Origin of the sequence: Enterovibrio qingdaonensis (assembly GCF_028683135.1) — a bacterium.
Lineage (GTDB): Bacteria > Pseudomonadota > Gammaproteobacteria > Enterobacterales > Vibrionaceae > Enterovibrio > Enterovibrio qingdaonensis.
Map to the genome: position 1 here is coordinate 433,316 of NZ_JAJUBB010000003.1, position 11,608 is coordinate 444,923.

An 11,608-nucleotide genomic window follows, 5' to 3' on the forward strand; every position below is an offset into this window, starting at 1 on the left:
ACGTACTGTAACCATAAAAAATTACAGTTTGTCTTCTATTTCTGCCCTATAAATATGGTACTAAACCGAAAGTATCATCATGTTCTATTGCTTATACAGCAGGCCTTCAAATTACTTATTTCTAAAAAACACATCATTTTCCCTTCAAGCCAGCTTCAATCCATGAAAATACCACAAAACAATTTTATGTGACAAATGTCACACTTATGAGACACGATATGCCTCGTTGATTATCAGTTCAAAGAAAACTGGGCTATGCCAAATAAAGAGAGAGTTGAATGGCAACAATAAGATGCATTACAGCAGACCTTTTCCAGACCAAATCGACAGAATCTTCCGTGACCACTTTAGCAAGTGGCCCAGGAGGTTTAAGTGGACCGTGTTTAGCTGTTTTTTTCTTCCGGCATCTTTTTATATGGTTTTAACTCAAGGTATCTTCGCGCCTTCCTTCCTTACCATTTTGGTCATATTCTTTCTGGCACTTAACGCGATGGTTGTTTGCTGGGGCTTAAGACTGAACAGTTTTGCAAGGCGGTATTGGCACCGTAACTACCACATTACTGGCGCTACAACCATCGCCCTTGTTCCTTTAGCTCTATTAGCGTTTCAATACACCAAATACTGTTTGTGAGTAACACGCCTTGCTGATTCAGCACGTTTGAATATTCAGATATGTCATTAAATACATGCAGTTAAATTCCAAACCTGTAGACTCTCTCCCCACTACATCGAATTTTTTGAAGAAGAGTGCAATTTATTCCGAAACCTCTCGGTCTTATTCACCAAGCAAGAACGGAAACGCGCGCATCTCCACCCTTTGCTTATGCTCAGAATCTTCATGAGTCACATTATTGGCAATAACTTCATTTAACTCTCTGGATTGTTACTGAAAGTAGTTATGACAAACGTATGTTTTGCCATAGTTATTCTGTGAATAATGCGTAGCGTTCGGTGAAATGTCCGTCAGGGTGAGTCAGTGCAACATTGCTTTTAGATTAAGGACTTCAGATGAATAAACAAAAGCTAGCCATCATCGTCGTTATTGTTGCGATCTTCGTTACTTGGTTTGCTTTCGACCTCGGTGCTCTCTTTACGCTTGAAAATGCTAAAGCCCAACACGAAGCGTTAAAAGACTCTATTGCGAGCAACTTCCTTACCGCAAGTATCATCTACTTCGCCGTGTACATTGGAATGACTGCGTTGTCTTTGCCCGGTGCAGCCATCGCGACGCTTTTGGGTGCCGCCCTATTTGGTTTTTGGTGGGCACTGTTATTGGTTTCTTTCGCCAGTTCGATTGGGGCAACGCTGGCGTTTCTTGTAAGCCGATTCCTGCTAAAAGACAGTGTACAAAGTAAATTCGGAAATAAGCTCACCACAATAAACCAAGGTGTAGAGAAGGACGGTCCGTTTTATCTATTAACACTGCGTCTCATTCCGGTTTTCCCATTTTTCTTGATAAATCTACTCATGGGCCTGACGCCTATCCGTACCTTAACGTTTTATGTCGTGAGTCAAATAGGCATGTTACCTGGTACCGCTGTTTACATTAATGCTGGTACGCAACTCGCTCAGATAGACTCACTGAGCGGTATTGTTTCGCCCGGCGTACTGTTGTCTCTGGTTTTGTTGGGTGTGTTCCCTATCATCGCGAAGGTTGTTATGAATTTTCTACAAAAACGTCGTGTATACGCAAAATGGCAAAAGCCAAACACGTTTGATCGCAACCTCATTGCGATAGGAGCAGGTGCTGGCGGTCTGGTTACGACCTATATCGGTGCCGCAGTAAAAGCGAAAGTTACCCTAATAGAGAAACACAAAATGGGCGGTGACTGCCTGAATACGGGCTGTGTACCATCAAAAGCTCTCATCCGCGCAGGTCATGCTGTACACGAAATCAAACGCTCGAACGAATTTGGGGTTTCTGTTGGCGAACCTAGCGTTGATTTCGCAAAAGTCATGGGGCGAGTTCATAAAGTTATAGCGGACATCGAACCCCACGATTCGGTCGAACGTTATACCAAGCTTGGCGTTGAGTGTATTCAAGGCGAAGCCAAGATCCTTTCTCCGTGGGAAGTAGAAGTCAATGGAGAGCGTTTGACTACGCGTAACCTGGTTATTGCAACAGGTGCTCGCCCTCTCGTTCCTGGGATTCCTGGCCTACAAGAAGTGAGTTACCTGACATCAGATAACGTCTGGGAGCTAACTGAGCAGCCTAAAAAATTACTGGTATTAGGTGGCGGTCCTATTGGCAGCGAGTTAGCGCAGAGTTTCGCGCGATTAGGGACTGACGTTACCTTGGTGGAAATGGCAGACCAACTGCTTATCCGTGAAGACGCAGACGCAGCAGAATTGGTTGTTAAAGGCTTAACCGAGGATGGCGTAAACATTCTGCTAAGTCATAAAGCTACGCGATTTGAGAAAGACGGGGACGTGCAGCGCGCATTCCTCGAACACAATGGCGAAGAAGTCGTTGTTGAATTTGACTACGTCATGCTGGCATTGGGCCGCGTTGCCAATACAAAAGGCTTTGGCCTTGAAGAGATTGGAGTTGAGTTAACAGACCGTGGCACCGTGAAGGTGAACGAATATCTTCAAACAAACTACCCAAACATCTTCGCTGTCGGTGATGTCGCAGGTCCTTTTCAGTTAACCCACGCAGCAGGTCATCAAGCTTGGTACGCAGCGGTAAACGCTTTGTTTGGCGACTTCAAAAAATTCAAAGCAGACTATTCCGTTATGCCAGCAGCCACTTATACAGCACCAGAAGTTGCGCGTGTAGGGATTAACGAGAAAGAAGCCATTGCTCAAGGTATTGAGTATGAAGTTGCTCACTATGGTATCGATGATCTTGACCGCGCAATCGCAGACGGCGAGGACCACGGCTTTATCAAAGTGATTACGCCGAAAGGAAAAGACAAGATTTTGGGTGCCACCATTGTCGGTTCCCATGCTGGCGACTTGCTCGCAGAATTTACCCTCGCTATGCGCCACGGCCTTGGATTGAACAAAATTCTTGGTACGGTTCACCCTTACCCAACAATGAGCGAAGCGACAAAATATACCGCAGGTGTTTGGAAACAAAATAACGCGCCACAAGGTCTGCTTGCATGGGTAGAAAAATTTCACACTTGGATGCGTAATGAATCCAATTCAAAGAACTCGTCATCAATGATTAAGGAAGATTGATAACAATGAATTTGAAATCCATCGTTACCGCTTGCGCCCTCTCCCTCGCATCAGCCGCTTCTGCGGCTGATCTTTCAAATTGGGCGTCGGTGGAAGACGCGGCACAAGGTCAAACTGTTTACTTTAATGCTTGGGGTGGTAGCCAAGAAATTAACGCCTACCTACGCTGGGCAGGCGACGAGCTGAAAGATCGTTACGGCGTCACACTTCAACACGTTAAAGTTTCTGACATTGCGGAAACAGTAAACCGTCTTGTTGCAGAAAAAGCAGCTGGGAAGAATAGCGGCGGCAGCGTGGATATGGTTTGGATCAATGGCGAAAATTTCAAATCAATGAAATCTAACGACTTACTATTTGGTCCTTTCGTTGAGCAATTACCTAGCTGGGCGATTGTCGATAAATCACTGCCCGTTACCGAAGATTTTACTGAACCAACAAACGGCTTGGAGGCCCCTTGGGGCGTTGGGCAACTGGTCTTTATTCACGATGAAAAAACCTTGGCTAATCCACCAGCATCGTTTACCGAACTGCTCAGTCTTGCCAAAGCTTTTCCCGGAAAAACGACCTACCCTAAGCCACCTGCATTCCATGGCACAAGCTTCCTAAAAGCCGCACTGCTTGAGCTTGCTACCGATTCAGCCCCACTCTACAAACCCGTTGATTCGGAGAAATTTGCTGAGATAACTGCGCCACTATGGTCATACCTAGATGAATTACACGGTGTGGCATGGCGAGGAGGGAAGCAATTTCCTGCAGGTAGCGCAGAAACCATGCAATTGCTCGACGACGGTGAATTGCTACTGGCAATCACCTTTAACCCAAACGCAGCAGACACGGCGATTAAAAATGGAACGCTAGCGCCGACAGCTAAGACCTTCGCGTTTGATCAGGGAGCCCTGTCTAACATTCACTTTATGGGCATTCCTTGGAATGCAAATGCCAAAGAAGGTGCATTGGTTGCCATTAACTTTTTGATGAGTGAAGAAGCACAATCACGTAAAGCCAATAGCGATGTTTGGGGCGATCCCGCTGTTGTTAAATTGACAAGTGTGGGCAGTAAAGCACTATTTAAGTCGCAACCGGAACCTCATCCAAGTTGGCAAGGCGCGCTTGAACAGGCTTGGCTTGAGAGATATGGTCAGTAATTATCCGCGAATATTGTTAAACGCAGTAGAGAGGTAAACATGTTACGTCTGTTGTACGTTGTGACGCTGACGGTATGCTGTTTGCCCTTGATACCCGGATTGGGAGGCGTGCTACTTTCAGCTATCAGCTACCTCCCAGTCCTTGGTTTACACGAACCAAGTATTGCTGGCTGGCAGGCAATGCTGGCGTGGCCATCTACAATCATTTCCTTAGAAATTACCCTATATACAGGCATTGCAGCATCCGCTTTAGCCGTTATGTTCACCTTCCTCATTCTCCAAGCATGTTGGGGAACAAAAGGATGGCGACGAATTGAAAGATGGCTGGCCCCACTACTCGCAATGCCTCATGTCGCCTTTGCGATAGGCTTTGCGCTGACGTTTGCCCCTTCAGGCTGGTTGTTTCGTTTCTCAGCACTCTTTTCTTCGGAAAATGAACCTTACCAATGGTCCCTTGTTCAGGACCAATATGGGATTGGACTCATCTTGGCCTTGGCGATCAAAGAAACACCCTTTTTGTTACTTATGAGCCTCGCGGTTCTAAAGCAAATGCGGGTTGATAAGCTACTCAATGTATCTCAAAGCCTTGGGTACAATCGAAGTGCAGCCTGGATGAAAGTCATCTTTCCTCAATGGTTACCAAGGATGCGCTTTCCAATATACGCGGTAATTGCTTATGGGCTTTCTGTTGTTGATGTTGCAATGATCATTGGCCCTACATCGCCAAACACATTTGCGGTATTAGTCTGGCAATGGTTTAACGACCCTGACTTGCAATTGCTCCCTCGCGCTGCAGCAGGTGCCATTTCGTTGTTCGTTCTCTGCTTCGCGGTATTACTCGCCTATCGCTTGTTCGAATATTTAATTGTTCGCGTTTGGCAAAATTGGCAGTTCAGCGGAAGCAAATGCATTTCATTGCCGGGAAAAAACCTTTTCAAACTGGTCGCAGTTATCCCTTTTCTCATGATTCCCGTGTTACTGGTTTGGTCTTTCGCATTGCGTTGGCGATTCCCAGACATTTGGCCAAGCCGATTCAGCGTGCGCTTTTGGGAGCAAGAAAGCCGCCACCTCATTGAGCTTGCCACCAACAGCCTGATCTTAGGCCTAATTTCAGCAACGGTTGCACTTGTGTTTGCGATTGGCTGCCTAGAATACAGAGACAAGTACCACAAGTCGGTCCCTCAACTTGTCATCGCGATTCCAATGCTGATCCCTCAGCTTTCTATTCTATTTGGCATTCAAGTAGCGATTTACATGCTGCCCGGGCAATGGCATGTTCCCGCGACCATTTGGGCACACATTCTGTTCGCGTTTCCTTATGTTTATCTCGCCCTGGACGGACCTTGGAAATCATTCGATCAACGGTTAACACAAACCGCCCGAAGCTTGGGGCACAGTCCTTTTAAAGCATGGAGCTTAGTAAAGTTACCGAATGTATTACCCGCCATCCTTTTGGCTTGGGCTGTGGGTTTAAGTGTTAGTTTCGCACAATACCTACCTACACAATTGCTAGGTGCAGGTCGCATCACAACACTGACCACCGAAGCCGTCAGTTTAGCCAGTGGACAAGACAGACGGATCAGCGCGGTCTATGGCTTGATTCAGGCATTTCTACCCTTGGTATTTTTCGCAATCGCATTGGCCGCAAGTCGTATTTCTGACCCAAAACGGCGTCTGGCAAGACAAGCAGAACAAAGAGAGATAAGCGATGAGTTTGTCCGTACAAAACCTAACTATTAAAACCACCCAACTTACACTGCTCGAAGACATGAGCTTTGAGGTGGAAAATGGCGATGTCCTATCGATAATGGGACCCAGTGGTTGTGGCAAATCTACGCTGCTTTCCGCCATTGCCGGACATCTTTCCCCAGAATTCGAATGTGTCGGAGACATATATGTAAACGACACCAGTATCCTTTCCACACCGGCCGAGAAGCGCGCTGTTGGCATACTGTTCCAAGACGATCTCTTATTTCCCCATCTCAACATTTGGCAGAATCTGGCGTTTGGCTTGCCCGAAACAATGTCTGCGACGGAGAAAAAGGCTCGCGCCTTAGCCACGCTTAATGAAATTGAACTGTCAGAGATCGCTTACAAAGCACCGGACCAAATCTCCGGGGGCCAGAGAGCGCGTATAAGCCTTATGCGCACACTGCTTTCTCACCCTAAAGTCATATTGCTCGATGAGCCATTTAGTAAATTAGATAAACCGCTCCGTAAGGCATTTCGTGCGTTTGTATTCAAACAAATCAAGGCACGAAACATCGCCGCCGTGATGGTGACGCACGATGACAGCGACGTACCGATGGAAAGCACACTCTTAAATTGGCCGGTTGCAGATCCGCCGTCTTCCACTCGACCGTCATTTATGAACTCGGAGCGAAACCATGCTTGATCGTTACTCGATTGAAGTGATTCGATGGCCGCTAAAGCAAGCCGCAAAACTTCCCGATAAACTTGGCGTGACAGCCAATCAAATTACGCTCATTGGTTTTGTTCTCGGGCTATTTGCGCTACCCGCGATTGCTACTGAACATTACTGGTTAGGTCTTCTGTTTATTGCCCTGAATAGGATTTTCGATGGCCTAGATGGTGCACTCGCCCGAAGACAAGGGATTACAGATGCTGGCGGATTTCTCGACATCACGCTGGACTTCCTTTTCTACTCAATGATTCCCTTTGCCTTCGCATTGGCGAATCCTGAACAAAATGCCGTTGCAGCCACCTTTTTGGTGTTTTCATTTATGGGGACAGGGTCGAGCTTTCTTGCCTTTGCCGTCATGGCGAGCAAGCGAAACATCGAAAACCCGGTTTATCAAAGTAAGTCTCTGTATTACATCGGGGGGCTAACTGAAGGAACAGAAACTATCGCTTGTTTCGTTCTGTTTTGTCTATTCCCACAGTACTTTGCAGAAATTGCATGGGCGTTTGGTGCCATGTGTTGGATAACGACAACAACACGCATTTGGGCTGGCTTTCAAACGTTAAAGGGCGAGTCTGTCGACTAGCCCTTTAAATTAATAACATTTACATTTTTATAAGTGATGGAACTCAGCGTCACTCTTGTTCAGCATCATTTTCCAATCGACGCTCTCGGCGTAATCTGGCCTCTTCCATCACTGCATTAATTTCTGCCATGAGACCATCAACATCTGCATCACTGCCATCATCGACATAGACGCCCGTCAGCTCAGTATTTGGCGTTAGATCGCCTGCTTCATAAAGTGCCCACATTTCTTTGGCATACTGGGTGCCAATCAACTCAGGCGCGTATTGACCGTAATAATTGGTCATGTTGTTTACGTCACGCTCCAGCATCCATTTCGCATTGTTATTAGCGGATGCGTCAACGGCTTGAGGCAGGTCAATGATCACTGGGCCAAGATGATCCACCAGCACATTAAATTCGGATAAATCGCCATGTACGATGCCCGCGCAAAGCATACGCGTAACATCTTTGATGATTTGCGCATGGTCTCGCAGTGCTTGCTCTTTACTCAGGGTGACATCGTTCAGCCTCGGAGCAACAGATCCTTCATCGTCCGTCACCAACTCCATAAGCAACACACCGTCAAAACAACCGTAAGGCTGTGGAACTCTGACTCCAGCCTGTGATAACGCATAGAGCGCATCTACTTCCGCGTTTTGCCACACTTTTTCTTGCTCATCGCGGCCAAACTTCGACCCCTTAGCCATTGCACGGGCTCGGCGGCTATCACGGACTTTTCGCCCTTCGCGATACGCAACGGCTTGTTTGAAACTCCGTTGGTCAATTTCCTTATACACTTTCGCACAGCAAATACGTCCGCCACTCGACACCACGTATACAGAAGCCTCCTTGCCACTCATCAACTGAGAAATCACTTCATCAACCATGCCATCTTCAACCAGTGGCAGTAATCGTGCTGGTATCTTCATCTCACCTTCATATGTGAAAAACGCAACAACAATAAGCTAACCTCGATATATCGAGTAGCCGTATAGATTCCGGCACAATAGAGTGCGAACTCTTGGATGTAAAGAAAGAACGCTTTCTTCGCCAAGTTTAGTGAAAATTCACTCATTTAAAGCGACTGAATCTATCACTCCCCCTTCCTCAGCATCCTACACACCCTGCAACCCAGTTTTATTTTCGGCATGCAATGTTAAACTAAAAATCATTAAACAATACTTAACTAAATTGTATGCTCAGAGATTACGACCTAAATTTATTGACGGTGTTTGACGCTGTCATGACGCTTGGCTCTGTGACAAAAGCAGCTGAGAAGTTAACCATGACATCTGCAGCTGTAAGCCAGAACTTATCTCGTTTGCGTGATCAGGTAGAAGAACCGCTATTTGTTCGTCAAGGCAGAGGTCTACAACCCACACAGTATGCACTCAATATGCACCGCCATGTCGCTGAGGGGTTAAGTGCTATCCGGTTCGGGTTAGAAGCCAACACCTCTTTTGATCCTGCTACCAGCACGCGTGAGTTTGTTATTGGTGGACACGCCTATTTTGATTTAACGGTATTGCCGCAGTTGCTTCGCAGGCTCAGTGAAGTCGCCCCAAATATTACCGTTCACCTCCACCATTACGAAGACAACCACTTCACACCGAGTCAGGTGCTCAGTGAAAGAGAAGCTGACCTGTTTTTATCGTCGTTACCCGTCAGTCATCCGTCAGTAATGACTTCTCGCATTTCAGAAGAGGAGCTCGTTGTCGTCTATGCAAAAGACCACCCTCGCTTAAAAAATGGCATTACTTTTCAGCAATTTTTTGCTGAGAAACATACGGCATTGAGCAGCCGACGCTTTGGAAACTTTATGTTTTCTAACCTGATAGATAAACCGCTTCCTACTCGAAAAGTCTATTACCAAAGCGATTCGATGATGAACCTGATGACCACAGCCGCATTAACGGATCTCCTATGCTTCACGCCCAAAAGGCTGGCCGATTTGTGGGCCGAAAAGTTAGGACTTTGCGTCCAACCGTTGCCGTTTGATATTCGCCCTATCCCAACCTTTGTCTGTTGGCATAAAGCAAAGCAGCATGATGAAGGGATTCAGTGGCTAAAAATGCAAATTGAGGAAATTCTCACCAATTAGTTAAGCAATGCTTAACAATTGTTTATTGAATTACGAATCGTTCTAGCACGTTGGGTTGCATATATTGGCTCTCGTTCCTTTCCGATGAATAGAAAAACGAGAGCATTACAATGAAAACACTAAAGCCGACGTTAATTGCCCTGATGGTTGCTTCAACCACTCTTCCTGCCGCCGCGCACACGTATTCGCCAGAAGCGAAAGCCCCAACCCAGACAACACAGAATTTCGCTGCCGAACAGCGTGCTACGCTGCCATTCAACGACAAAGAAGATTTTGCACTCGTTGAAAAAGGGCTCATTACTCAACAAGACAACCTTGAAATTAAAGACAAGGCCGGAAAAGTCATTTGGGAACTAGGTAACTACGATTTCCTGCTTGATGGCAAAGACTACGACAGCATTCACCCTAGCCTACAACGCCAGGCGCAACTCAACATGCACCACGGGCTGTATAAAGTGACGGATCGTATCTATCAAGTCCGTGGTTACGACCTTGCCAATATTACCTTCGTCCAAGGCGATACAGGTTGGATTGTCTTTGACCCGCTCACTGTCCCTGCAACCGCCAAAGCAGCGTTGGACTTCATCAACAAAGAACTTGGCGAACGTCCAATCAAAGCTGTTGTTTATAGCCACGCACATGCCGATCACTTCGGCGGGGTCAAAGGCATTGTTAGCCAAGAGCAAGTCGACAATGGCGAAGTGGAAATCATCGCGCCACGCGGTTTTCTTCACCATGCCGTAGCTGAAAACGTGTTGGCAGGTAATGCCATGTCTCGCCGCGTGACTTACCAATACGGCAATGCACTCGAAAAATCGGCAACAGGCCAAGTTGATGCTGCTATCGGTAAAGGCGTTGCGCAGGGCGAAGTATCCATGATTGCCCCTACGCTGGTTATCAGCGAAGAGACCGAAACCAAAGTGGTAGACGGTATCACCATGGAGTTTCAAAACACGCCGGGCACTGAATCACCGGCAGAAATGAACACCTATTTCCCACAATTCAACGCGTTGTGGATGGCAGAAAACACGGTGGGTGGCCTTCATAACGTTTATACACTGCGTGGCGCAGAAGTACGTGATGCGAAAGCGTGGAGCAAGTACATCAATGAATCCATTCATATGTATGCCGACGACGCAGATGTGATGTTTGCATCTCACAGCTGGCCGCGCTGGGGCAATGACAACATAAACCAATTCTTGCGTAAACAACGTGATATGTATGGCTACATTCACGATCAGGCTTTGCGTTTGGCAAACCATGGTGTGACCATCAACGAAATTCAAGACGAATTTCATGTTCCTGATGTACTGGCCCATGAATGGTATAACCGCGGTTACCACGGTAGCTACCACCGCAACGCCAAGGCGGTCATTAACAAATACTTGGGTTACTTTGATATGAACCCAGCCACGCTTCGTCCACTCAGCCCGACAGACGCCGCACCTAAATATGTTGCAGCAATGGGCGGTATCGATAACGTACTGAAAGTTGGTCAGGAAGCATATAAAAGCGGTGAGTACCGTTGGTGTGCAGAGGTTGTAGACAAAGCTGTTTTCGCGGAGCCAACAAACCAGAAAGCGCGCTTCTTGCAAGCGGACTGTTTAGAGCAAATTGGCTACCAAAGCGAGTCAGCCGGAGAGCGCAATACCTACCTGATGGGTGCTTACGAACTACGCCACGGCACACCTAAAGGTGACGCAACCAAAACCGCAGGTGCCGATGTTGTTGTCGCAATGGATACCGAACTGTTCCTTGACTACCTTGGCGTGCGCCTGAATGGCGACAAAGCAGCCGGCGTTGATTACACCATTAACTTTGTGTTGCCCGATGTGAATGAAACCTTCTTGGTTGAATTGGAAAATGCGCACCTTAACAATCTCAAAGGCGTGCAATCAGACAACCCAGACATGACCCTAACGGTTGACCGCGCAGCCTTAAACAAGGTTCTGATGGGTAAGGCATCACTGAATGATCTGGTTTCAGCTGGCCAAGCAAAAATTGAAGGCAATGCGAAAGCATTGACTGACATTGCAGGTATGCTGGATAACTTCGAATTCTGGTTCAATATCATCGAGCCGAAGAAGTAAAAACAATGCCATGTATTGAGCCGCACATCGCGGCTCTTTTTCATTCTACTGGGACAAAACACAATAACCGCTCGTTAAGCATGGAAAACTACTAGAC

8 protein-coding genes are annotated in these 11,608 nt (G+C 46.9%); 7 read left to right on the forward strand and 1 reads right to left on the reverse strand.

The features are described from left to right. Positions 1-1,008: 1,008 nt before the first annotated feature. The 5 genes from lpdA to LRP49_RS06815 are packed head-to-tail and all read left to right on the forward strand — an operon-like array spanning position 1,009 to position 7,339. Entirely contained in the window at positions 1,009-3,186 is a 2,178-nt protein-coding gene (gene lpdA / locus LRP49_RS06795) for a dihydrolipoyl dehydrogenase (protein ID WP_274141137.1), read from the forward strand. Between the two features lie 5 nt (positions 3,187-3,191). Beyond that, positions 3,192-4,331 carry an ABC transporter substrate-binding protein gene (locus LRP49_RS06800; protein ID WP_274141138.1) on the forward strand — a complete coding sequence of 380 codons (1,140 nt, stop codon included), beginning with the start codon at positions 3,192-3,194 and terminating at the stop codon, positions 4,329-4,331. A 39-nt stretch (positions 4,332-4,370) separates the two neighbouring features. Beyond that, a complete protein-coding gene (locus LRP49_RS06805) occupies positions 4,371-6,071 on the forward strand; it encodes an ABC transporter permease (RefSeq protein WP_274141139.1) in 1,701 nt (566 codons plus the stop codon). Beyond that, positions 6,040-6,726 carry an ATP-binding cassette domain-containing protein gene (locus LRP49_RS06810; protein ID WP_274141141.1) on the forward strand — a complete coding sequence of 229 codons (687 nt, stop codon included), beginning with the start codon at positions 6,040-6,042 and terminating at the stop codon, positions 6,724-6,726. Before LRP49_RS06805 ends, LRP49_RS06810 begins: the two co-directional genes overlap by 32 nt. Further along, positions 6,719-7,339: a CDP-alcohol phosphatidyltransferase family protein gene (locus tag LRP49_RS06815; RefSeq protein WP_274141143.1), complete on the forward strand. Its 621-nt coding sequence runs from the start codon at positions 6,719-6,721 to the stop codon at positions 7,337-7,339. Before LRP49_RS06810 ends, LRP49_RS06815 begins: the two co-directional genes overlap by 8 nt. A 49-nt stretch (positions 7,340-7,388) precedes the next feature. On the opposite strand, the gene LRP49_RS06820 is transcribed toward LRP49_RS06815, so the two are convergent. Continuing rightward, the gene (locus tag LRP49_RS06820) at positions 7,389-8,249 is read right to left on the reverse strand and encodes a PA4780 family RIO1-like protein kinase (protein ID WP_274141144.1); all 861 of its coding nucleotides are present in this window, start codon (positions 8,247-8,249) and stop codon (positions 7,389-7,391) included. 266 nt (positions 8,250-8,515) lie between these two features. On the opposite strand from LRP49_RS06820, the gene LRP49_RS06825 reads away from it, so the two are divergent. Both LRP49_RS06825 and LRP49_RS06830 read left to right on the forward strand, forming a co-directional pair. Next, positions 8,516-9,421, forward strand: coding sequence for a LysR family transcriptional regulator (locus tag LRP49_RS06825; protein ID WP_274141146.1), 906 nt, complete (start codon positions 8,516-8,518; stop codon positions 9,419-9,421). Between the two features lie 110 nt (positions 9,422-9,531). Next, positions 9,532-11,511 carry an alkyl/aryl-sulfatase gene (locus LRP49_RS06830; protein ID WP_274141147.1) on the forward strand — a complete coding sequence of 660 codons (1,980 nt, stop codon included), beginning with the start codon at positions 9,532-9,534 and terminating at the stop codon, positions 11,509-11,511. The last annotated feature ends 97 nt before the right edge of the window (positions 11,512-11,608 follow it).

What these genes read in the sequence shown, in the direction of transcription:
- lpdA (WP_274141137.1), top strand. Translation starts at nt 1,009, where the DNA reads ATGAATAAACAAAAGCTAGCCATCATCGTCGTTATTGTTGCGATCTTC.
- LRP49_RS06800 (WP_274141138.1), top strand. Translation starts at nt 3,192, where the DNA reads ATGAATTTGAAATCCATCGTTACCGCTTGCGCCCTCTCCCTCGCATCA.
- LRP49_RS06805 (WP_274141139.1), top strand. Translation starts at nt 4,371, where the DNA reads ATGTTACGTCTGTTGTACGTTGTGACGCTGACGGTATGCTGTTTGCCC.
- LRP49_RS06810 (WP_274141141.1), top strand. Translation starts at nt 6,040, where the DNA reads ATGAGTTTGTCCGTACAAAACCTAACTATTAAAACCACCCAACTTACA.
- LRP49_RS06815 (WP_274141143.1), top strand. Translation starts at nt 6,719, where the DNA reads ATGCTTGATCGTTACTCGATTGAAGTGATTCGATGGCCGCTAAAGCAA.
- LRP49_RS06820 (WP_274141144.1), bottom strand. Translation starts at nt 8,249, where the DNA reads ATGAAGATACCAGCACGATTACTGCCACTGGTTGAAGATGGCATGGTT.
- LRP49_RS06825 (WP_274141146.1), top strand. Translation starts at nt 8,516, where the DNA reads ATGCTCAGAGATTACGACCTAAATTTATTGACGGTGTTTGACGCTGTC.
- LRP49_RS06830 (WP_274141147.1), top strand. Translation starts at nt 9,532, where the DNA reads ATGAAAACACTAAAGCCGACGTTAATTGCCCTGATGGTTGCTTCAACC.